Source organism: Pseudomonas sp. MYb193, from assembly GCF_002966775.1.
In the GTDB taxonomy this organism is placed as follows: Bacteria; Pseudomonadota; Gammaproteobacteria; order Pseudomonadales; family Pseudomonadaceae; genus Aquipseudomonas; species Aquipseudomonas paracarnis.
In genome coordinates this window covers 3,228,235-3,250,040 of record NZ_CP023269.1, presented here as the reverse complement: position 1 = coordinate 3,250,040, position 21,806 = coordinate 3,228,235, and the positions used below count along the sequence as shown (strand labels likewise).

At 62.3% G+C, this 21,806-nt stretch carries 17 protein-coding genes; 2 read left to right on the top strand and 15 right to left on the bottom strand.

The features are described 5' to 3' along the window. Positions 1-84: 84 nt before the first annotated feature. Positions 85-312, bottom strand: coding sequence for a DUF6429 family protein (locus CLM72_RS14810; protein WP_168220175.1), 228 nt, complete (start codon positions 310-312; stop codon positions 85-87). A 51-nt stretch (positions 313-363) separates the two neighbouring features. Continuing rightward, a complete protein-coding gene (locus CLM72_RS14805; protein ID WP_105226956.1) occupies positions 364-717 on the bottom strand; it encodes a VOC family protein in 354 nt (117 codons plus the stop codon). Positions 718-901: 184 nt separating this feature from the next. Between CLM72_RS14805 and CLM72_RS14800 the strand changes: the two genes are divergently transcribed. Continuing rightward, the gene (locus CLM72_RS14800; RefSeq protein ID WP_105226955.1) at positions 902-1,675 is read left to right on the top strand and encodes an SDR family oxidoreductase; all 774 of its coding nucleotides are present in this window, start codon (positions 902-904) and stop codon (positions 1,673-1,675) included. Between the two features lie 68 nt (positions 1,676-1,743). Continuing rightward, positions 1,744-2,649: a LysR family transcriptional regulator gene (locus tag CLM72_RS14795; RefSeq protein WP_105226954.1), complete on the top strand. Its 906-nt coding sequence runs from the start codon at positions 1,744-1,746 to the stop codon at positions 2,647-2,649. A 57-nt stretch (positions 2,650-2,706) separates the two neighbouring features. Here CLM72_RS14795 and CLM72_RS29620 read toward each other — a convergent pair whose 3' ends face one another. From CLM72_RS29620 to glgA, 13 genes are all read right to left on the bottom strand, one after another. Next, entirely contained in the window at positions 2,707-3,399 is a 693-nt protein-coding gene (locus CLM72_RS29620) for a methyl-accepting chemotaxis protein (RefSeq protein WP_256204046.1), read from the bottom strand. A gap of 978 nt (positions 3,400-4,377) precedes the next feature. After that, the gene (locus tag CLM72_RS14785; protein WP_105226952.1) at positions 4,378-6,531 is read right to left on the bottom strand and encodes a TonB-dependent siderophore receptor; all 2,154 of its coding nucleotides are present in this window, start codon (positions 6,529-6,531) and stop codon (positions 4,378-4,380) included. Between the two features lie 212 nt (positions 6,532-6,743). Then, positions 6,744-7,505, bottom strand: a complete 762-nt coding sequence (locus CLM72_RS14780) for a PIG-L deacetylase family protein (protein ID WP_096142909.1) — start codon at positions 7,503-7,505, stop codon at positions 6,744-6,746. Positions 7,506-7,843: 338 nt separating this feature from the next. After that, positions 7,844-8,503 carry a glycosyltransferase family 2 protein gene (locus tag CLM72_RS14775; RefSeq protein WP_105226951.1) on the bottom strand — a complete coding sequence of 220 codons (660 nt, stop codon included), beginning with the start codon at positions 8,501-8,503 and terminating at the stop codon, positions 7,844-7,846. Further along, entirely contained in the window at positions 8,500-9,099 is a 600-nt protein-coding gene (locus CLM72_RS14770; RefSeq protein ID WP_105226950.1) for an SAM-dependent methyltransferase, read from the bottom strand. Before CLM72_RS14770 ends, CLM72_RS14775 begins: the two co-directional genes overlap by 4 nt. Then, positions 9,096-9,854 carry a PIG-L deacetylase family protein gene (locus CLM72_RS14765; RefSeq protein ID WP_105226949.1) on the bottom strand — a complete coding sequence of 253 codons (759 nt, stop codon included), beginning with the start codon at positions 9,852-9,854 and terminating at the stop codon, positions 9,096-9,098. The genes CLM72_RS14770 and CLM72_RS14765 overlap by 4 nt, the downstream gene beginning before the upstream one ends. Next, positions 9,851-10,849, bottom strand: a complete 999-nt coding sequence (locus tag CLM72_RS14760) for an acyl-CoA dehydrogenase family protein (protein WP_105226948.1) — start codon at positions 10,847-10,849, stop codon at positions 9,851-9,853. Before CLM72_RS14760 ends, CLM72_RS14765 begins: the two co-directional genes overlap by 4 nt. Position 10,850: 1 nt before the next feature. Continuing rightward, the gene (gene glgX / locus CLM72_RS14755) at positions 10,851-13,010 is read right to left on the bottom strand and encodes a glycogen debranching protein GlgX (RefSeq protein ID WP_054897376.1); all 2,160 of its coding nucleotides are present in this window, start codon (positions 13,008-13,010) and stop codon (positions 10,851-10,853) included. A gap of 121 nt (positions 13,011-13,131) precedes the next feature. Then, on the bottom strand, positions 13,132-13,401 hold the full coding sequence (locus tag CLM72_RS14750) for a DUF2934 domain-containing protein (protein ID WP_003191595.1): 270 nt from the start codon (positions 13,399-13,401) through the stop codon (positions 13,132-13,134). Between the two features lie 23 nt (positions 13,402-13,424). Next, entirely contained in the window at positions 13,425-16,175 is a 2,751-nt protein-coding gene (locus tag CLM72_RS14745; protein WP_105226947.1) for a malto-oligosyltrehalose synthase, read from the bottom strand. Further along, positions 16,172-18,256, bottom strand: a complete 2,085-nt coding sequence (malQ, locus tag CLM72_RS14740; protein ID WP_105226946.1) for a 4-alpha-glucanotransferase — start codon at positions 18,254-18,256, stop codon at positions 16,172-16,174. Before malQ ends, CLM72_RS14745 begins: the two co-directional genes overlap by 4 nt. Further along, a complete protein-coding gene (treZ, locus tag CLM72_RS14735; RefSeq protein WP_105226945.1) occupies positions 18,253-19,998 on the bottom strand; it encodes a malto-oligosyltrehalose trehalohydrolase in 1,746 nt (581 codons plus the stop codon). The genes malQ and treZ overlap by 4 nt, the downstream gene beginning before the upstream one ends. A gap of 31 nt (positions 19,999-20,029) precedes the next feature. Further along, entirely contained in the window at positions 20,030-21,586 is a 1,557-nt protein-coding gene (gene glgA / locus CLM72_RS14730) for a glycogen synthase GlgA (RefSeq protein WP_105226944.1), read from the bottom strand. Positions 21,587-21,806 lie beyond the last annotated feature (220 nt).

Below are 21,806 nucleotides of genomic sequence, written 5' to 3'. Positions count from 1 at the left end.
GCATAAAGCGTGGGTTAACACTCCGTGGCTGGGCTTATGGCCCCGCGAGCGCATCAGGTGTCAGGATTGGATGAGTGCTTGGCTTCAGGGGTTGCGCCAAATAACCGATCGGCAATTTTCCTGCCCCGTTCCAAGCCTTTGCGTCAACCAAATGGATTTGTTTTTGTTCACCGGATTACTGATAAAACCTTGCTCGTGGAGTCGGTTCATTATTTGAAAGTCGTGGCCTTTCCATGAGTTGCCGTTATCAAAGCGGAAGGTGGTCAGCAGGGCAAGTACGGCTTCCTCAATCAGTTTTTCGTCGTATTCCATATTGGGTACTCCGCTTGAGTGACACAGACCCTGTTGAGTTTACGCTCAACATCACGCAGCACTCCACACCGCTAACTCATACCCATCCGGATCGGTGAAGTGGAACCGGCTGCCACCGGGAAACGAAAATGTCTGGCGGGTTATCACCGCACCCAGCTGTTGAAGCCGCTGCTGCACACTGTCCAAGTCATCTGCGTACACGATAACCAAGGGGCCGCCCGGTCGCACAGGCTCGCCGGTGGTGAAACCACCCGTGAGCCGGCCATCGCTGAACTCGCTGTAGGTGGGGCCGTAGTCGACGAACGTCCAGCCGAATGCAGTGCCGTAGAAGGCTTTACTGCGGGCGATGTCGCTTACGTTGAATTCGATATTGTCGATCTGTCGGTCTCTGCCACGAGTACTCATGGGGGCTTCCTTGGCCGGTGTGCAAGGCCGGAGTGTAGCGTACCTCACATCCTTTTCATTCACCGATAGGGCCTTTGTGATTAGCCAGTATCTCTGAACACTGCATCCAGCCAAGGTGTGCTTATCTTTGTCGAGGGCCACTCTAGAATGGCGGCGTACTTCTCCCAATTAAAGGAATGTTGTCATGCCTAATCATTCAATCAACGGCAAGGTCGCACTGATCGCGGGTGGTGCGAAGAACCTCGGCGGGTTGATCGCCCGCGATCTGGCCAAGCATGGCGCCAAGGCTGTGGTCGTGCACTACAACAGCGCTTCCAGCCAGGCTGACGCGAACGCAACCGTCACCGCAATTGAGGCGCTAGGCGCGAAGGCTGTGGCCTTGCAAGCAGACTTGACCACGGCGGGAGCGATGGAAAAACTCTTCAACGATGCCGTCGCGGCAGTCGGCAGGCCGGACATCGCGATCAATACCGTGGGCAAGGTGCTGAAAAAGCCAATGGCTGAAATCACGGAGGCGGAGTACGACGAGATGATGGCCGTCAATTCCAAGACTGCGTTCTTTTTTATCAAGGAAGCCGGCAAGCACCTCAATGACAATGGCAAGATCTGCACTATCGTCACTTCACTGCTGGGCGCTTTCACGCCCTTCTACGCCGCGTATGCCGGCAGCAAGGCGCCGGTAGAGCAATTTACGCGAGCGGCGGCGAAGGAGCTGGGCGTTCGGGGTATTTCGGTCACAGCAGTAGGGCCGGGGCCGATGGACACGCCGTTCTTCTACCCGGCCGAAGGTGAGGATGCGGTCAGTTACCACAAGACGGCTGCCGCGCTGTCGCCGTTCTCGCGCACGGGCCTGACAGATATTGAGGATGTGGTCCCGTTCATCCGTAACCTGGTCAGTGACGGCTGGTGGGTGACTGGCCAGACAATTTTGATCAATGGCGGCTACACCACCAAGTAAACGGTCAACGCACAGGCGCAGACGTGGTGAGCGCCGATCGATCCGTGCCCCCCGAGCATTGAGAGCCCATGGATAGAATCGAACAGTACCGCGTCTTCGTTCAGGTCGCAGAGCTTGGCAGTTTCATACAAGCGGCACGGCTGATGAGGCTGCCACGCGCAAGCGTGTCGGCCGCCATTCAACAGCTGGAGGCCAATGCCGGCACTCGACTGCTGCACCGGACAACCCGCAAGGTCTCCCTGACCGCCGATGGCACCCAGTTACTGCTGAAGGCGCGCCAGGTCTTGCTGGACATCGATGATATCGACCAACTGTTTAACAGCCATCAGGAACAGGTCATGGGCCGTCTGGAAGTGGACGTGCCCAGCCGCATAGCGCGGCGCCTGGTGATGCCTGCGTTGGCCGAGTTTCTCCGCCGCTACCCTGGGCTCCAACTCGGCCTGGGCTCCACCGATCGCGCCATTGATTTGGTACAGGAAGGCGTTGACTGTGTCATTCGTTTTGGCACCCCGCAGAACAGCAGCCTGGTGGTGAAACCGTTGGGCAAGGTGTTGCTGGTCAATTGCGCGAGCCCCGCCTACTTGGCGGAATTCGGGGTGCCCACACAGCCTTGCGATCTGCAAAACCGGCATGTCTGTATCGGCTACAGCACGAGCGCAGGCGGGCAGGAAACGGCCTGGGAATATTGCGTCGATGGCACCGCGCAGGCTGTCATGATGCAGAGCCGTGTGGTGGTCAATAATGCCGAAAGCTATATCGCAGGATGCTGTGCAGGGCTTGGCTTGATTCAGGTGCCGTTGTTCGATGTTCAGCATTTATTGGACAGCGGCGAATTGATGGAGGTGATGGCGGCCTATCGGCCGGCCCCCATGTGCGTTTCAGTCCTGTACCCGACTCGCCGCCAACGCTCTCGTCGCCTTGGCGCGTTCATCGATTGGTTTGCCGCCTTGATGGCTCCGCATCTGGAACCTTGATGCACTCCAGTGCTCTGCCCACCTGTTCTCTCTGACTCGCCATGTTCCGGGTTGGGCTCAAGGATGAAACCTGCGGCCCAACGCATCCAGCCGCACCGCGATCGGTGGCAGGCGTTCGCTGCTGCGGGCGAGTGTCTCGACGTCGTCGGCGGTGTTCTGGGCGATGCTTTGCACCGACTGCAAGCGCTCGACGATCTCAAGGTTGGCCGAGGTCTGCTCGCGGGTGGTGGTGACGATGTGACCGTTGAGTTGGTCGATGTGCGCGATGTCCTCGCCCACCGCCCGTAGCATGTCCACCGCCTCTTGGCTGTCTGCCACGCAGCGCTCTACGCCTTCGCGGCTGGCGTGCATGGCTTCGACGGCTTGGCGGCTGCCGTGTTGCAGGCCCTCGATGATGCTCTTGATTTCCTGGGTGGAGAGGGCGGTGCGCTGGGCCAGGCTGCGCACTTCATCGGCCACCACGGCAAAGCCACGGCCTTGCTCGCCGGCGCGGGCGGCCTCGATGGCGGCGTTGAGGGCCAGCAGGTTGGTCTGGTTGGCGATGCTGCTGATCACTTCCAGCACCGAGCCGATTTGCTCTGCCTGCACCGCCAGGGATTCCACGGTCGACTCCGTGCCGTTGATGCGCGAGGCCAATTGGCTGATTTCATGTTGGGCGCGGCCGACGCTTTCCTGGCCGCGCACAATCTGCTGGCTGGCCTGGCCTGCATGTTCCACTGCCTGTTCGACCTGCACCGTAATGTGGCCCATGGCGTCTTCCATGCGCTGCATCGAGCCGGTCATTTCGCCGATCTGCGCCAGTTGATGCCGTGCGCCTTTTTCCAGGGTGCCGCTGGCGCTGGCCAATTCCTGGCCGAGCTGGCCCAGGCCATGGGAGTCGCGAGCGACGCCGTCGATCAGGTGGGTGAGTTGCTGCAGGAAGTGGTCGAACCGCTTGGCAAGGGATACGTGGGCCTTGCCTTCACCTTGGGCGGTTTCCACGGTGAACTGCGAGGTAACGGCGAGCATCTTCTCCAGCATTTCCTGGCTCTCCACCGCTTCGGCCTGGCTATGGACGGCCAGGTAGAGCAGGGCGACGGTCTCCATCACCACATAGAAGGCGTGGACGAACACCATCGTCCAGCCGCCGTGATGCTCCATCACAAATACAGGAAAACCCTGGTGCTGCAAGGCATGGAACACCACGTGATGCACCGCGATGGTCAGTGCCGCCACCAAAATCGGCAGCCAGTCACGGTAGAAGGTCAGCACCGCCAACAGCGCGAAAATGCCGAAGTGGGATTCGATCACCCCGTGCGCCTGGTTGATGTGCAACGCCGCCATCACCATCAAGCCGGCGCCCAGTGCACAGCGCATCAGCCGGGTGCCGCCAATGACGCGATACAGCGCCGTGAGCACCACGCCGGTGCCGCCACCGACGATCACGGCCTGCATGAGGGTGTCGTGCCAGAACGCCAGGCCGAGGGAGAACAGGCACATCAGCCAGATCAATGCCAGCATGATGCGGTCGGCCTTGCGATAGTGCTCGAGAAAACGGACGGGCATTCACTCTTACTCCATGAGAGGGGGGCGTCGAGGTCAAGCAAGCACGCGGTGTGCCACACAGGCGCGCCGCTGTGGAGTCAAGCAGATATTCAGGATTGTTGCCGGTTACCCACGCGTTATCGGCATGTGGGCGTGGGACTTTAAGAGCGGCTGCCCGAGCGGGCAGCCGAGGTGGCATGGGGCTCAGAAACTGTACTTGGCGGTCAGCATCATGTTGCGGGGGCTGCCATAGGAGTCGCCGCCATAGTCCACATCGTTGGAGATGGACTGGTAGTAGTGGCGATCGAAAATGTTGTTGGCATTGAGCTGCACGTCCAGGTGCTGATTGACCCGGTAGCCCGCCATCAAGTCGGTGACGGCGTAGCCGCCTTGCTGGAGCCGGTAGTTGCTGCCATCCGCTAGCTTGATGTCGTTGTACATGCGGCTCTGCCAGGAGATATTGCCGCCGACGCGGAGTTTTTCCAGCGGGCCCTGGAAGTTGTAGCGGGTGGTCACTTTGAACAGGTGTTCCGGGATGTCGGTATCGAACTGCTTGTTGACCTTCTGCGGGTTGGCGTCGTCCTTGATGGTGTGGGTGCGCGCATAGGTATAGCCGCCGCCGACCTGCCAGTTTTCGGTCAAGGCGCCTTGCAGTTCGAAGTCGATACCCTGGCTGCGGATTTCGCCCGAGGCTTCTGCACAGGACGCCTGCGGGCAGTTGGGCACTACCACGGCCACGGCGCGGTTTTCCTGGTCGACGCGGAACAACGCCACGCTGGCATTCAGCGCGCCACCAAAATATTCGCCTTTGATGCCAACCTCATAATTTTTACCGACGATGGGCTTGAGTGGGGTGCCGGCTGTGCTCTTGTCTTTTTGCGGCGTGAAGATGTCGCTGTAGCTCACGTATACCGAATGCTGGTCGTCCAGGTCGTAGATCAGGCCAGCGTAGCGGGTGAGGTTGCGGGTGACCTTGTAGTCGCCGGCGCCATCACGGTTGTCGTAGTCGTACCAGTCCAGGCGCGCGCCGAGGATCAGCTTCAGCGGGTCGGCCAGGCTCAGGCGGCTGGTCAGGTAGAAACCGTCCTGGGTGGTGATTTCGCGTACGTTATTGGTGCGGGTGAAGTTCGGTTTGCCCGCACTGATCGGCCAGTTGAGGTCGTACGGGCTGTAGTTGTGGGTGGTCATGTCGTAGATGCGCTTGCTGGCGCCCACCACCAGTTCATGGGTACGGCCGAACGCCTCGAACGGGCCGCTGGCAAAGGCGTCGAGCCCGGCCTGGTTTTCATCGTAGCTGGCCTGGTACACCGTGCGGGCCAGGGTGTCGTTGGTCCAGCGCGATTGGTAGGAGCCGGAGAACAAGGCGTTCTGTTCGGCATAGTTGGCGTTGACCTGCAGGCTCCAGTCGTTGGCCAGGCGCTGGCGCAGCTCAGCGAACACGGTGTTGATTTCCTGGTCCTTGTTCTCCCAATCGGTGCCTGGGTTATAGGAGCGCGACAGGCCCAGGTGGCGCCCATCCAGGCCGACCATCGAAGCGCCCCAGAAGTAGTTGGTCTTGTCCTTCTGGTTCGAGTAACCGAGGGTCAGGGTGGTGTCTTCGCTCAGGTCGGCTTCGGTGACGGCATAGAACAGGCCATGATCCTGCTCGGCCTTGTCGATAAAACTGTTGGCATCGCGGTAAGAGGTGACGACGCGGCCGCGCCAGGTGCCACTGTCATTGAGCGGGCTGGAGGCGTCGAGCTCGCCACGGTAATCGTCCCAGCTGCCGACGGCGCCGGTGAGCGTGACTTTCTGCTCATCCAGTGGCCGCTTGCGGATCAGGTTGATGGCGGCCGAAGGGTTGCCAGCGCCGGTTACCAGGCCGGTAGCGCCGCGCACCACTTCGACGCGGTCGAACATTGCCAGGTTCGGCTGGGCGCCTACCGACGCACCGTTGTAGCCGCTGGGGATACCGTCATACATGAGGTTGTCGATATCGAAACCGCGTGCGGTGAAGGCTTGTCGCCCAGGGCCGTTGGAATAATTGAGGAACAGCCCCGGCGTGGCGTTGACCACGTCGTTGATGCTGGTCATGGCCTGGTCATCCATGCGCTGGCGAGTGATCACGGTGACGGCCTGCGGGGTTTCGCGCAGGGTCAGCGGCAGTTTGGTCGCGGTCTTCATCGAGCCGGTGGTGTAGGAGTCGCTGCCTTCGGTGGTTGCGCCAAGCTGTTGGCCCGAGACCTGGGTAGCGCCCAGCTCGATGGTGGCCGGTGCTTCGGCGTCGGCGGCAATGGCCGCATTGGAGGTTGCTAAGGCGATAGTGATTGCCATCAGACTGGGTGTAAAAACGTTGCCGCCGCGTTGTTGCACAGACATGAAAGTAGGGCTCCCCAAGTGCCTTCCGTGGCGAATAGTAAATCTGTTGATAATTATTCGCATCAGTTTGGCAGATTGAGTCTGTAGGGAAAAGCCCTAACTCTGTAGGAGCGAGCTTGCTCGCGAAAGACTCACAGGCGCCGCGCTGATTCAGGAAACCCACGTTATCGCTGAGGTTTTTCGCGAGCAAGCGCGCTCCTACAGGGTGGTGTTCAGGTGAACAGGATTTCGTAGGGCTCGCGCATGCGCTCCAGCAATATCTGCGCGAGCATCGGCGGTAAGCCTATTTGTGGGTCACCCACCAACTGGCTGGCGTAGGCGTGGGCAGCGTGCAGCTTGCGCGCGACGGTCCAGGTGTCCAGGCGGACCTTGCGTGCACGCTGCCAAGGCATTACCGCGCTTTCCCGGGCCGGCCAATGCCAGGCCCAGATCGGCAGTTCATACAGTTGCGCACCTACCAGGCTGCACGCCTTGGCACTCGCGCGGCCGACGGCGTCATGGTCATCATTGCCGTCGTTGCGCCAGGTGGTAAACACCACGTCGCCAGGTTGCAGGTAGCGCGCGATGAATTGGCTCATGGGCTGTTCGCGGGCGGCCAGTGCATCATCACAAAACCCGCCACGAATCCATTTCAGGCTGTGCAAAGGCATACCCAATCGGCGCAGGGCCTCTGCACTTTCCTGAGGTCGCACCACACTCAAGCGGCTGGCCGGCCATACCTGAGAGCCGGGATGGCTGGCGCTGCCATCGGTGATGGAGATCAATTGCAGTGGATGCTCGCGGGTGCTGAGCAGTTGCAGCAAACCGCCGCATGCCAGCACTTCATCGCCCGGGTGAGGGGCGATCACCACGACGCGAGCACCGGGCGGTACCAGGCTGTTCAGGGAAATGATGGGGGTTTGCGCCAACTGCGGCGCACTGTTCCAGATTTGCACGGGGCCGCGACGGCCTTCGCTTAAGGAGGCAGGCTTCATGGGTGTCACATCCTTGTCGGTTGATACCGGGTCGTGCTCCGTTGACGGGACGACGCTCTTGTCTTCACCGCAGGCTCCGCTGGGGTGAGTGCACGGCATGCCAATCCAGGAATGCCATGCGAGGCGTTAGGAGCATAGACAGGCATGGGTATCTGCACAACTTTGATGCGATGTTTGCTGGGCTGACGTCATCGCAGGCAAGCCAGCTCCCACAGCGGGCTATGTTGCCCACAAAATCAGCACCTGGCACAGATCCCTGTGGGAGCTGGCTTGCCTGCGATGACGGCGCCCCAGCCGACAGGGATATTGCATCAGTCAGCTGTTAAACGTTTTTGTTTTCACCCAGCCCGCATCAAGCTCTTCAAGTAATCACCAAACCCACCCTCAGCCCGGCAATCCAGTCGCGCACTGGTCACCACTTGCGGCGCATGGCTCCAGGCAATGGAGGCACCGCAACGCTCCAATTCACGTACCAGCTGTACATCCTCGTGGCATTCCAGCGGTTCAAACCCACCGGCCTCTACATAGGCGCGGGCACTCACGCCCAGGTTGGCCCCATGAATATGCCGATGCCCATCGCGGGCCTGGTAGGCCTGCTGATAGCGAATCTGCGCGGCCGGGTCGAAGCCTTCGCTCCAGGTGTCCACGGTGACTGTTCCACACACCGCGTCGCAGCCTTGGGCCAGTTGGGCCACCAGCCAGTCAGGGGCGACACGGCTGTCGGCGTCGGTGCAGGAAATCCACCGCGCGCCTTGCTCCAGCAAGTACCCTGCACCCACGCCGCGGGCGTGGCCGACATTGCGCGCCTGCACGTGAAGGCAATGCACCTGATGGGCCTGGGCAATCGCTGCACTGGCGTCGCTGCAACTGTCGAGTACTACCAGAATCTGTACCGCTTCCCCCAGCAAGCCCGGGTGGTCGGCGGCGATCCGCGCAGCCCTCAGGCAATCATCCAACAGGGCTTCTTCGTTATGTGCCGGGATCAGAATACCGATCATCGTAAACCCTCATGGCGAGCGACCGAGGTGCCATCGAGGCTCCACAGGTCGAGCAGGAAATCCGGGTCCTGGTACTGCACCAGCGGTGCTACACCCAGACGCTGTTGCAGCACGGCGTGGACCTGTTCGGCGGTTTGCGGGCAACCGTCAATGGGCACTCGCCAATGACAGGCCAGGATTTGCCCGTCAGCGGTCAAGGCGGCGAGGGCGCAATCGATCAGACGATTAAAATCACCTACATCAAGGTAATAACAAAGCTCACTCAATACGATCAGCTCGAATTGCCCGCTGGGCCATTGTTCCGGCAGGCGACGCTGCTCCACCCGGGCATGAGGAAAACACTCCAGCCGCGCTTGTGCCAGCCGTACCGCCGCAGTTGCAGTGTCGCAACACAGCAGGCGTTCACAACGCGGGGCCAGCTCGGCACTCAGTTCGCCGTTGGCACAACCCGGCTCGAATATCGACGCATAGCGCGGCCGCGTCAGCACGGCCAAGGTCAGGGCGCGCTTGCGTTGTTCGTACCAGCGCTGACGAAAAGCCCAAGGGTCGTCATTACCCGCAAACAACTGGTCGAAGTAGGGGGTTGCCACACTCATACGAACACCATCTCAAAAGGTTGCAGCAAGCGCTCCACCACATAGGGCGCCAGCACCGCAGGCAAACCGATTTGCGGGTCGCCCTCCAACTGGCTGGCGAAGGCGTGGATCGCATGGCGTTTGCGGGCTACTTGCTCGGCGGTCAGCGGGATCTTGCGCGCCCGATGCCAGGGCACCTTGTGGTCTTCGGCGGTGGCCCAGTGCCAGGTCCATACCGGTAATTCACACAGCGCTGCACCGACGGCCTTGGCTGCCTTGGCGCTGGCGCGGCCCACGGCTTCATGGTCGCAATGGCCATCCTCGCACCACGTCGCAAACACCACGTCGTTGGGTTTGAGGTGGCGCTGGATAAATTCGCAGAGCTGGGTTTCGCGCTCGGCCACATGGCTGTCGGCAAACCCGCCGCGCAGCCATTTCAAACTGTGCAGCGGCAAGCCAAGGCGGTGCAAGGCCTGGGCCGATTCCTGCGGACGCACCACACTCAGACGCTCCACTGGCCAGCGCCGGGAGCCAGGGTGGCTGGCGCTGCCATCGGTGACGGAGATCAACTGGATAGGGCGGTCCAGCGCAGCCAGCCCTTGCAGCAGACCACCACTGCCCAGCACCTCGTCATCCGGATGCGGGGCGACGATCACCGCTCGATGCCCAGGCGGCACCAACTGCGCCACACTGATGTGCGGCAACTCGGCCAATCGTGCGCTGTTTTGCCAGTGACTCAACGGGGTGCCCTGGCCAACAATCGGATTGGGCCTCATAGCGCCCATCTCCCAGCGGGCTCGCTGGCGACCTGCTCACCGAGGGCGGCCAAGTCGCGTTCAGCATGACTTTGCCGCACATACACCGGTAAATCGGCCATCAACTGGGCAAAGTGCGGATCCTTGCAATACGGCCCGGCGCCGACCGCACGGCCCACATGCTGGATCACCTGCTCGACGGTGTCCTCGATACAGGCACGCGTCTGTTGCGCCAGTTGCCGCGCATCAGCACGAGGCTCGCGGTCGATCTGCGCGGCGCTGGCGCGTAACACGCAGGCAGCGCTGTTCAGGGCGCTGTCGACCGCGCCGAGGTGGGCCAGTGCATGGGGCTCCGCACGCTTGGCACATTGGGCGCGCAGCACTTCACCCAGGCGTTGCGCCGCGCCGTACCAGCACGCGGCAATGCCGATCCCACCGTGCCAGAAACCCGGACGGGACAGATAGTCGCCCGGGCCGCCCACGGCAATCCCCCTGGCGGCGCTGAACAGGATGTCGACGCTACCGGTCGCCGCCATGCCCACCGCCTTCCAACCCTCGTTCGTCACCCTGATGCCCGGTTGATCCATCGCCACGGCTACCAATTGTTGGCGGTCCTCTTCGTCCCAGGCCGTCAGCAAGCCATGGCTGACCACCGCCGCACCGGAACACCAGGCTTTGCGCCCCTCGACGAGCAGCCGCTGGCCGTCGCGACGCACGCGCACCTTGGCCGTCGGCGGCTCGGCCGCCCACATGCCCCAGGTGCTGCCCAGCGGCGGCAAGGGGCTGTCGAGTTCGGCAATGATCGCCAGGGCATCGGTATGGCCTTCGAACAACTTGCACAGGCGCAGGTCATGCCCGGCCACCTGGGCCAATTGGCTCAAGCGGGACAGGGTCTGGCCGCTGCCCGGCAACGGCAGTTGATCGAGGCCTTCTTCTTGAAGGGCCCTCAGGGCATTACCCAGGGCTTGCGTGTCGGCATAGCCCCGGTAGCCCTGAAGGAAACCGTGCAACGCCATTTCACACCTCGCCTTCGTGCTGCAGTTCAAACAGCAGCAGCGAGCGAGCGGTGACCGCATACTCATGCTCGAAATCAAAGCGTTCCTGGCCACGCACAGCCGGGTCGTTGGTGTCGAGCAGGCAGGTCCAGAACTCGCCCTCCGGCACCGGCGGCAGGCGGAAATTGACCAGGTCGTGATGGGCGTTGACCACCAGCAACAGCGTGGCGTCGGCCCCGGCACGACGAATCCCGGTTTCCTGGGCGCGGCCATCCATCAACATGCCCAGGCAGCGGCCCTGGCTGTCTTCCCATTGCTCGGTAGTCATTTCGTTGCCATCCGGCGCCAGCCAGGTGACGTCCTTCACGCCGATGTCTTCGTTGTAGTCGCCCACCAGGAAGCGCCCACGCCGCAGGATCGGGTACGCCAGACGCAGCTTGATCAGACGCTTGACGAACTTGAGCAGCGCCTTGCCGTCATCGTCCAGATCCCAGTTGACCCAGCCGATCTCGCTGTCCTGGCAATAGGCGTTGTTGTTGCCGTGCTGAGTGCGAGCGAACTCGTCCCCGGCGACGATCATTGGCGTGCCCTGGGCCAGCAGCAAAGTGGCGAAGAAGTTGCGCATCTGGCGCAGGCGCAGCGCGTTGATCTCCGGGTCGTCGGTAGGGCCCTCGACGCCGTGGTTCCAGGACAGGTTGTTATTGCTGCCGTCCTGGTTGTTCTCGTCATTGGCCTCGTTATGTTTGTCGTTGTACGACACCAGGTCGTGCAGGGTGAAGCCGTCGTGGGCGGTGATGAAGTTCACCGAGCTGTAAGGCCTGCGCCCGCGGTGGTTGAACATCTCGCCCGAAGCGGTCATGCGCCCGGCGAAATCGGCGAGTTGGCCGTCGTCGCCTTTCCAGAACGCACGCACGGTGTCGCGGAAACGGTCGTTCCATTCCACCCAGCCTGGCGGGAAGTTACCCACCTGGTAGCCGCCGGGGCCGCAGTCCCAGGGCTCGGCGATGAGTTTCAACTGGCGCAGTACCGGGTCCTGGCGGCACGCCACGAGGAAACTGTGGCGCTCATCGAACCCGTCGCGGTAGCGCCCGAGGATAGTCGCCAGGTCGAAGCGGAAGCCGTCCACGTGCATCTCGGTGGCCCAGTAACGCAGGGAGTCGGTGACCATTTGCAGCACGCACGGGTGGCTCAGATCCAGGGTATTGCCGGTGCCGGAATCGTTGATGTAGAAGCGCTTGTCGTCGGGCATCAGGCGATAGTAGGAGGCGTTGTCGATACCGCGCATCGACAGGGTCGGGCCGCGCTCGTTGCCTTCGGCGGTGTGGTTGTAGACCACGTCCAGAATCACTTCCAGCTTTTGCTCGTGCAGGTGCGCGACCATCTCCTTGAATTCGGCGATCTTGCCGCTGGCCAGATAGCGTGGGTCGGGGGCAAAGAACGCGATGCTGTTGTAGCCCCAGTAGTTGGTCATGCCTTTTTCCAGCAGATGCTGGTCGTTGACGAAGGCGTGCACGGGCAACAGCTCGACCGAGGAAATGCCAAGTTGGCGAATATGCTTGAGCACGTCATCTTCCATCAGACCGGCGCAGGTGCCCCGCACCGACTCGCCGACCGAAGGATGACGCATGCTGATGCCGCGCAGGTGGGTTTCGTAGATGATCGTGCGGTCCCACGGCACCCGTACCGGTTGGTCGTTACCCCAGGTGTGTGCCGGGTCGATGACCTTGCACTTGGGCACGAAGGGCGCACTGTCGCGCTCATCGAAACTGAGATCGTCGTCCGGGTGGCCGATGGTGTAGCCAAACAGCGCTTCGGACCATTTGAGTTCGCCCACCAGTTGCTTGGCGTAGGGGTCGATCAGCAGCTTGTTGTGGTTGAAGCGATGACCATTGGCCGGGTCATAGGCACCGTATACGCGGTAGCCGTAAATCAGCCCGGGGTGAGCATCGGGCAGGTAGCCGTGGAAGATCTCGTCGGTGTATTCGGGCAGTTCGATGCGTTCCAGTTCGACCTCGCCGGTGTCGTCGAACAGGCACAGCTCCACCTTGGTGGCGTTGGCGGAAAACAGCGCAAAATTGACACCCAGGCCATCCCAGGTGGCGCCGAGGGGGAAGGGCAAACCTTCACGGATCCGCGACGGCTCATGAACCGGCGTCGCTGTGGTGTTGTCGGGTTTGCTCATCGAGTTGCTCCTGCAAAAGGTCTTTTTTCGGGCCGAACGCCGCCGTACTGACGGTGCTTCAGCGCATGGCTTGGACGGAAAAGGGCCTGCAGCGCGCAATGCGTGCTGCAGGCCCGAGAAATCATGGGGCGGGCGGTTTGGGCTTCTTCGGGGCGGCAGGTTTCTTCGCCGCAGGTTTGGCGGCGGCAGGCGCGGCAGGTTTGGGCTTTGCCGCAGCCTTGGGCGCGGTTTTCGGCTTGGCGGCCGGTTTAGGCTTGCTCGGCGTCAGCGCCTCGGCTTCCGCCAGCTTGCGCGCCATCTCCCAGTGGCGATCGTGGGCGCCATCGGGCTTGCCTTCAGACTCCCAGATCTGATGCGCCAGTTCGCGAATGCGTTTGTCTTCTTTACTCATCACAAACTCCTCACAGAAAATTTTCAGCTTTCTTGATTATCAGGATTGATAAAGACATTGACCGGGAGATCCCCCAGGGCAGCGCTGATCAACAGCTCCTTGTTGGGTGTGACTACGCCCGTTTGAAAAAGTCCCTTCCAGTTTTGTGCAGGGGCGGCGAACGGTAATTTCACCCGCGTATCGCCCCAAACCTGCGCATTGATCTGGGGAAACATCCCGTTTTCAAGCAACGGATGAGACCAGCGCGGCACCACCACCAGTAACTGCTTGCCTTGATGTTCACGGTAGAACGCAACCACGCGCTCAGCGTGCTGGCCCACCGCTTCCAAAGGTGTATAGCTGCCATGGTGCAGCAGCTCGGGGCAGGCTTTACGCAGGCCCAGTACCTGGGCGATCACTGCCTGTTTGATACGCCCGTCGCGCCAGTTGAACAACAGTTCGCCGATGTCCGGTGGTGCCTGCAATGCACGTTGCCGCGCAGCGAAGTCCACCGGGCGACGGTTGTCTGGGTCGACCAGGCTGAAGTCCCAGAACTCATCGCCCTGGTAAATATCCGGCACACCCGGCACGGTCAAATGAAGCAAGGTTTGCGCCAGCCCATTCAGGGCGCCGGCGGGGGCGATGGCCTGTGCAGCGCTGTCCAGTGCACTGCGCAGCGGCGCACCGGCCTCACTGAGCAGCAGGCGCTTGAGGAACGCTTCCACCGCCTGTTCGTAAGCCTCGTTGGGCGCGCTCCAACTGCTCTGCAACTTGGCCTCGCGCAGGGCTTTTTGCTGCCACTGCCAGAGGCGTTGCTGGTACGCCGCCAGATCGGGGTTGGGCTCCAGCGGCCAACTGCCCAGCAGCACCTGATAGAGAATCAACTCATCGCCCGCCGAAGGGCTGTCGGCGCTCTCGCGCAGGGGCTCGGACAGGCGGCGCCAATGCTCGACCTGTTCGGCATACCAGGGTGCGCACTCGCTGAGCACCGCCAGGCGCGCACGGGTGTCTTCGCCGCGTTTGTGGTCGTGGGTAGCGGTGGCCAGCAGGTTGCCGGGAAAGGTCTTCAGGCGCTGTTGATTGGCCGCATGGAAATCTGCCAGTGGCGCACTGAATTGCTCGGTACTGAAGCCCACATCGTTGCGCGACAACAGCACCGCCGAACGGTAGAACGCGGTGTCTTCCACAGCCTTGGCGGCGGCGGGCGAGGTCAGTTGCTGGAAGCGCACGCAGGCATGCTTGAGCATCTTGCGCGCGCGGCCTACCGGGCGATTGCGCCAGGGCTGGCCACCCAACCATTGCTCCAGGTGGTCGAGCACCGGCCAGTCGCCTTCGTTGAGGGTACTGCGTGCACCCTCCATGGCGTACTGGAATACCTTGTCGTCGGCCGCACTGCGGCCCATGGCGCTGATATAGGTGCGGTACACCGGGAAATGCACGATCAGTTCCTGCAAGGCCCGGCGGATGGCGCCCAGTGTCAGGTCGCGGGTCATCACGTCATCGCGGGCCACTTGCAGCAGCGCCTGGGCCACGCTTTCGAAGTCGCCGCCCAACGAACCATTGAGGATCTGCTGGCGCGCCAGCCGCGCTTCCTCGCCGAAGGCTGAGGGCCGCTCGCTGTGACGCGTCCACATCTCGGCCAGCGGTGCAAAACCTTCAGGATGGTGTTGCAGCAATGACAACTGGTTCATGAACTCGTAGCCGGTGGTGCCATCCACCTGCCAGTCTTCACGCAGGGTTTCACCTTCGCCAAGGATCTTTTCAACAAAGATGGGCAAGTGGCGTTGGGGTGACAGCGCGTCTACGCGGCGGCGCAATTTGCGGCAATAGCCACGCGGGTCGGCCAGCCCATCGATATGGTCGATGCGCAGCCCGTCGACCAGCCCCGCGCTGATCAGCTCGAAAATCTTGCCATGGGTGGCTTCGAACACCGCTGCGCGTTCGACCCGCAGGCCGCCCAGCTCATTGACGTCGAAAAAACGCCGCCAGTTGATGTCGTCCGCGGCTGTGCGCCAACTGGCCAGGCGATAGGTCTGTTGTTCGAGCAGGTGATGCAGGCGCTCGAAACCCTCGGGCTGGCGACTGTCGAATGCGGCCAGGCATTGTTCAATAGCGGGTAGCAGTTCGCTGGCGCGTTCGGCCAGGGCTTGTTTGAGCTCGGTGGCTTCGGCGTAGGCGTCGTGCTGATAGGCGAGGGCGGCGAAACGTTCGGCCAGCGATTTGAGTAACTCGTCGCTACCCAGAATCAAGCCGTAGTCCCTGGGGCAAATCGGAAAACGGTGTTCGTAATGCTCGACGTAGAAACTCCCCTGGGCGGCATCGAACTTGAGCGCCAGCGTGCCGTTCTGCAAGGCTTCGCCGTAATCGCTGCCGAGGAAGGGCATCAGCAACTGGCCCTTGAGCAGCGGGTCGGGGGAGTGCCACTGGATGTCGAAAAACTCGCTATAGGGACTCAGGCGGCCCCATTCCAGCAGGTCCAGCCACCAAGGGTTATCCGCGCCGCCCACGGCCATATGGTTGGAGACGATATCGAGGATCAAACCCATGTCGTGCTCACGCAGCGCGGCGACCAGGCGACGCAACGCCGCTTCGCCCCCCAGTTCCGGGTTGACGCGGGTCGGGTCGACCACATCGTAGCCGTGCATGGAGCCGGCGCGGGCGCTTAACAGCGGTGAAGCATACAGGTGGCTGATGCCCAGTTGGGCAAAGTACGGCACCAGTGGCACCGCGTCATCGAGGGTAAAACCTTTATGAAATTGCAGGCGCTGGGTGGCGCGCAGGGGCAGTGCGTTCATCGGTCACGCTCATAGGCTTGGTTGCGCGCCACGGCCAGCAGTTCGAGGCGACGCGCGGCGCTGTCATTGTCGAGCAGGCTGGCGGCTTCGCCGGGCAAGCGTCGGCGCCAATTGGGGTGGGTGTCGAGGGTGCCCGGCAGGTTGGCTTGCTCCTCGATGCCCAATGCATCTTCCAAGGGCAACAACACCAGTGGCGCACGGGTATGGCCCAGGTAGCGCACGCTGGCGTCGATCATATGGTCGGTGTCGTTGCGGATCTCGTCGATGAAGTTCTGCGGGTCCTGGCTCAAGGCTTGGCGCAGTGCCTGGCGTTCGCGCAGGCGGTGTTCGCTCCATTGGTCCACGGTGGGCGCATCGATCAGGCCCAGCTGGATATTCCATTCGATATCGCGGCTGTGCCACCAGCCATTGAGGGTCGGCAAGTCGTGGGTACTGGTGGTGGCCAAGGCGTTGTCGGGCCAATCGAGGATGGGCTTGAACTGGCCGTCATGGTTCTGTTCGAACAGCAGCACACGCATGCCCAGGATCGAGCGGGCGCTGAGCTTTTCGCGCAGGCCTTCGGGCACGGTGCCCAGGTCTTCACCGAGGACGATGGCCTGGTGGCGGTGCGATTCCAGGGCGAGCAAACGCAGCAGGTCGTCCACCGGGTAATACAAGTAGGCACCTTCACGTGGGGACGCGCCCAGAGGGATCACCCACAGGCGTTGCAGGCCCATCACATGGTCGATGCGCAAGCCGCCGGCATGGGCGAAGTTGGCCCGCAGCATTTCGATAAAGGCGCGATAGCCATTGCGCTTGAGGCCCTCAGGGGAAAAGGCAGAGATGCCCCAGCCTTGGCCTGCGCGGTTGAGAATGTCCGGTGGCGCGCCGACGGTGAGGTCGGCCAGCAGTTCATCCTGGCGACTCCAGGCCTGGCTGCCGCCACCGTCGGCGCCCACCGCCAGGTCGGCGATCAGGCCGATGCCCATGCCGCTGCCACGGGCGGCCTGTTGTGCGCGCTCAAGGCTGCGGGCAATCAGCCATTGGGTGAAGGCGAAATAGCCGATTTCGTCGCGGTTGTCCTCAGCGAACTGCGCCAGGGCCGGGCTCTGTGGCGTACGCCAGGCTTCGGGCCATTGGCGCCAGTCCAGGTCCTCACCCGCGGCAGCACGCTGGGCCTGTATGGCTTCGAAGCGGCAGTGGTTTTCCAGGGCTTCGCCGCCGGCCTGGCGGAAGCTTTGAAAATCGGCATGCTGGGGATGCGCGCCGTGGCGGAAGTCTTCATACAGTGTGCGCAGCAGGCGTTGCTTGGCTTTGGCGGCGGCCGGCCAGTCGATCAGCGTGAGCTGTTCCAGGGCATGCAGCTCGTCAGCCAACCCGGCCGCTTCTATGGCGTTGCGCACTTCACGTTCACCAAGGATGCACGCCGGCGAAGCATACAGGCTGTTGAGAAACAGGCGGCTGGAGGGTGAATAGGGGCTGAAACGCTCAGTGTCGGCGCTGAACATCGCGTGCATCGGGCTGATTGCCACGGCGTCGGCGCCGCGCTCGGCGGCGGAACGCACCAGGTGCTCCAGAGCCAGGGTGTCGCCAAAACCGCCATCGCCCAGGCGGCGCAAGGCATAGAGTTGGGCGCTCAGGCCCCAGGCGCGAGCGGGTTGGCTGTCGACCGCGTCGGCCACGCTGTAGCAGTGGCTGGGCGCGACGGCCAGGGTGAAGGTTTGCCCGTCGATATGCACCTGGTGGTAGCCGAGGGCAATCACGCCGGGCAATACGGCCTCGCCGTCCAGGCGCAGCTCCAGGGTTTCGCCGCCTTCCAGGCTGACGCGACACGGGGTGTCCGGGGCGAAATAGTGCGCCAGGTCCAGGCCCGCACCGCTGTCGGTGGTCATCAAGGGCGGCAGGTGCCGGTCCTGCTGCGCCTGCTCAAGTTGCAGCAGGCTCGCGTCGATCTCAGCATCGCTGTCGGCCGGGTGCCCCAGCCCTTTGAGAACAGCGCGCAGGGCGTCAAGCTTTACATGTTGCGGGCGACCGTTGGCATCGATCCAATCGACGGCCAGGCCCGCGCGGCTGGCGAGAATTTCCAGGTTCGCTTCGCTCAAAGAATGTCTCCAACAGGGGATAAGCAAACGCGTGCGCTCAAGGGCGGTAAGTGCGCACCTTGCGGGGCAGGCGTTTGGAAAATAATCGGGTGGGGTGCCGGATGATCCAGGGGCTGTTCACTCAGGTTCAGGTCGATCTGCAGCACACGGCCGTTGCCCAGGCGCCAGCGCGCGGTGACGGCATGGTCAGCCAGCACGTGCGCGCCCAGGGCGACGGTGCCGGGCAAGTGTGGCACCACATGCACGTGACGCAGGCTCAGCAGGTGGCGGTAGAGCTGGGTGTGGTCGTTCTCGACGAAGGAAGGCATCGACTGTAAAAAGGTTTGCAGCGCGTTGGGGTCGGGGATGCGCTGGCGTTGCTCGGGGTCGTGAAACGCCGCGAAGTCGGCAAATTCATTGCGCCGCCCTTCACGCACCGCCTCGGCCAGTTCGCCATGATGGTCGGTGAAAAACAGGAACGGCTCGGTGGCATTCACCTCGTCGCCCATGAACAACATCGGGATCATGGGGCACAGCAACAGTAGGGCGGTCGCGGCGCTCAGTGCCTGGGGCGAACACAGCTGGTGCAGGCGTTCGCCGAGGGCGCGGTTGCCGACCTGGTCGTGGTTCTGCAGGAACGCGACGAAGGCGCTGGGGGGCAGATCCGCACTGGGTTCGCCGCGCGCATGGCCATGGCGTGTCGTCTCGCCCTGGTAGATGAACCCCTCGGCCAGGCAGCGCGCCAGCTTGGCGGTGGGCTGCTCGGCAAAGTCGCTGTAGTAGGCGTCGGTTTCACCGGTGAGCAGCACGTGCAGCACGTTATGAAAGTCGTCATTCCATTGGGCGTCGAAATCGTGCTGCAACAGGCTGGCCTGGTTCAGTTCGTTTTCCAGCATCAGCCACACGTGGCGCCCGCCGTCCACCTGCTGGCGTACCCGTTGTGCCAGTTCCTGCAGAAACCCAGGGTTGTCGATGGCGTGCACGGCATCCAGGCGCAGGCCGTCGAAGCGGTATTCGAGCAGCCACATCAAGGCGTTATCGAGGAAGAAATCCCGCACTTCACGGCGCTCGAAATCAATGCCGGCGCCCCAGGGTGTGTGCACGTCCTCCTGGAAGAACCCCTGGGCGTACTGGCCCAGGTAATTGCCGTCGGGGCCGAAGTGGTTGTAGACCACATCGAGGATCACGGCCAAACCATGGCCGTGGGCACTGTCGATCAGCTGCTTGAGTTGCTCGGGAGTGCCGTAGGTAGCGTGGGGCGCATAGGGCAGCACGCCGTCATAGCCCCAATTGCGTTCGCCGGGAAATTGCGCCAAAGGCATCAATTCAATCGCGGTGACGCCTAGTTCGGCCAGGCGTGGCAGGTGTTTCTCGACGGCAGCGTAGCCGCCCATGGCGCCGACGTGGAGCTCGTAGATCACCGCCGTGTGCCACGGGCGACCCTGCCACTGGCTGTGGCGCCACTCATAGGCGAGGGGGGCGACTACTCGGCTCCACCCATGCACGTCCAGCGCCTGGGCCCTGGAGGCGGGGTCGGGCACCGTGTTTTCGCCATCGATGTTAAAGCGGTAAAGCGTGCCGGCAGGGCACGCGATTTCGACTTCAAACCAACCACCGGCCTGGGGCAGCATGACGATGGTTTTACCCTGTTCCAATTCAACGCTGACATAAAATGCGTCTGGCGCCCATAACGCAAAGCGCGTGCGGTGCGCGTCCAGCATGATTGCGCCGTGGGGCCAGGTTTCCAGAGTCCTTGACGGCATCTATGAAGACCTCCCTTAGTTGTTCCAGTCGCTACTTGTTCGATTTCCCCAGGGCCTTGGCCACCAGTTGTTCGTAGAGTTCGGCGTAGGGTTCCACGGCCTGGCACCAGTTGAACGGCTGGGTCATGGCACGGCTGCGCATGGCATTGAGCAGACCGGGGAAGGCGAACACCTTGAAGGCGCGGCGCAGCGCCTCTTCGTAGCTTTGCACGGTGGATTCATTGAACAGGAACCCGGTGACGCCATCCTCAATGGTGTCCGCCAGTCCGCCGGTGTTACGTGCCACCGGCAATGAGCCGAAGCGTTGCGCATACATCTGGCTCAGGCCGCAGGGCTCATAGCGGGACGGCATCAGCAGGAAATCGCTGCCGGCGAACATACGGCGGGCATCGGTCTCGTTGAAGCCGATGCGCACCCCCACCTGACCCGGGAAGCGCAGCGCCAATTCACGCATGGCCTGTTCTTCTTCCGGCTCGCCACGGCCGATGATCGCAATCTGGCCGCCGTTTTCGACGATGAAACCGGCGACGGCTTCGGTGAGGTCCAGGCCTTTCTGGTACACCAGGCGCGAGACCACCGCGAACAGCGGACCACTGGATGGCTGCAGCTCAAACAGCTCGCGCACATGGGCGGCGTTGATGGCCTTGCCTTCCCAATCGCCGATGTTGAAGTTGTGAGTCAGGTGCGTGTCGGTGGAGGTTTCCCAGCTTTCGTCGATGCCGTTGGGAATGCCGCTGAGCAGGCCTTGCTGGGTCTTGCTGGCGAGGAAGCCATCCAGGCCGCAACCGAATTCCGGGGTGGTGATCTCCTGGGCGTAGGTGGCGCTCACGGTGGTGATATGGCTGGAATACGCCATGCCCGCCTTGAGAAACGACATCTTGCCGTAGAACTCCATGCCTTCCTGTTGCAGGGCGTGGGGCGGAATGCCCAATTCAGGCGTCGAGGCCAGGCTGACCACACCCTGGTAGGCCAGGTTATGAATGGTGAACAGAGTTGGCGTACGTGACCCACGCCAGTGCATATACGCGGGGGCCAGGCCCGCAGGCCAGTCGTGGGCGTGCACCAGGTCTGGGCACCAGTGGATTTGTGCAAGGTTGGCGGCAATGTCCGCGGCAGCCAAGCCCAGGCGGGCGAAGCGAATATGGTTGTCCGGCCAGTCGCGGCCGTTGTTGGCGCCGTAGGGCGTGCCTTCGCGCTCATACAGTTCGGGGCAGATCAGCACATAGATGACCAGGCCGTCCTTGAGGTCCATGCGCCCGATCTTGCACGGTGGCAACGCGGCATGGCCACCCAGTTCACCGACGATATGGATCGGGTTATCGCTTTCCATCACTTGCGGGTAACCCGGAATCAGCACCCGCACGTCATGCAGGTGCGCCATGGCGCGGGGCAGGGCCGCGGAGACGTCGCCCAGGCCGCCGGTTTTCACCAGGTCCGCGAACTCGGAAGTGACAAACAAGACTTTCTTTCGATTCGGATTCTGACTCACGACCGGCCGCGCAGTGTTGGGCAGGTCGGCCAAAGACTTTGGCCCTCCTGCCGGCTGACTAAAACGCTCTCCCGGAGTATCTACTGCGGCACTGATCATAATGCACTCCCATCTGTTGGTTGGCTAATGGCCCGCTGCCATCAGCTCCGAGTGACCGCATCCTGCGGTCAGGCACACAAGCGCTATACAAGCTGGCAAGGCGTATGCCAGTTGCAACGTCGGCTTAAAAAGATTGGATGAGCGGGCATTCGGCCCGAAGCGCGCGTGCTCGCCCTTACCTAAAACTTGACCAGCGGCAGGTTTCGAAAGTTTAGATTTT

Bases quoted from the DNA above. Each gene is read 5' to 3' on its own strand.
- CLM72_RS14810 (WP_168220175.1), bottom strand. From the start codon at position 312: ATGGAATACGACGAAAAACTGATTGAGGAAGCCGTACTTGCCCTGCTG.
- CLM72_RS14805 (WP_105226956.1), bottom strand. From the start codon at position 717: ATGAGTACTCGTGGCAGAGACCGACAGATCGACAATATCGAATTCAAC.
- CLM72_RS14800 (WP_105226955.1), top strand. From the start codon at position 902: ATGCCTAATCATTCAATCAACGGCAAGGTCGCACTGATCGCGGGTGGT.
- CLM72_RS14795 (WP_105226954.1), top strand. From the start codon at position 1,744: ATGGATAGAATCGAACAGTACCGCGTCTTCGTTCAGGTCGCAGAGCTT.
- CLM72_RS29620 (WP_256204046.1), bottom strand. From the start codon at position 3,399: ATGGGCCACATTACGGTGCAGGTCGAACAGGCAGTGGAACATGCAGGC.
- CLM72_RS14785 (WP_105226952.1), bottom strand. From the start codon at position 6,531: ATGTCTGTGCAACAACGCGGCGGCAACGTTTTTACACCCAGTCTGATG.
- CLM72_RS14780 (WP_096142909.1), bottom strand. From the start codon at position 7,505: ATGAAGCCTGCCTCCTTAAGCGAAGGCCGTCGCGGCCCCGTGCAAATC.
- CLM72_RS14775 (WP_105226951.1), bottom strand. From the start codon at position 8,503: ATGATCGGTATTCTGATCCCGGCACATAACGAAGAAGCCCTGTTGGAT.
- CLM72_RS14770 (WP_105226950.1), bottom strand. From the start codon at position 9,099: ATGAGTGTGGCAACCCCCTACTTCGACCAGTTGTTTGCGGGTAATGAC.
- CLM72_RS14765 (WP_105226949.1), bottom strand. From the start codon at position 9,854: ATGAGGCCCAATCCGATTGTTGGCCAGGGCACCCCGTTGAGTCACTGG.
- CLM72_RS14760 (WP_105226948.1), bottom strand. From the start codon at position 10,849: ATGGCGTTGCACGGTTTCCTTCAGGGCTACCGGGGCTATGCCGACACG.
- glgX (WP_054897376.1), bottom strand. From the start codon at position 13,010: ATGAGCAAACCCGACAACACCACAGCGACGCCGGTTCATGAGCCGTCG.
- CLM72_RS14750 (WP_003191595.1), bottom strand. From the start codon at position 13,401: ATGAGTAAAGAAGACAAACGCATTCGCGAACTGGCGCATCAGATCTGG.
- CLM72_RS14745 (WP_105226947.1), bottom strand. From the start codon at position 16,175: ATGAACGCACTGCCCCTGCGCGCCACCCAGCGCCTGCAATTTCATAAA.
- treZ (WP_105226945.1), bottom strand. From the start codon at position 19,998: ATGCCGTCAAGGACTCTGGAAACCTGGCCCCACGGCGCAATCATGCTG.
- glgA (WP_105226944.1), bottom strand. From the start codon at position 21,586: ATGATCAGTGCCGCAGTAGATACTCCGGGAGAGCGTTTTAGTCAGCCG.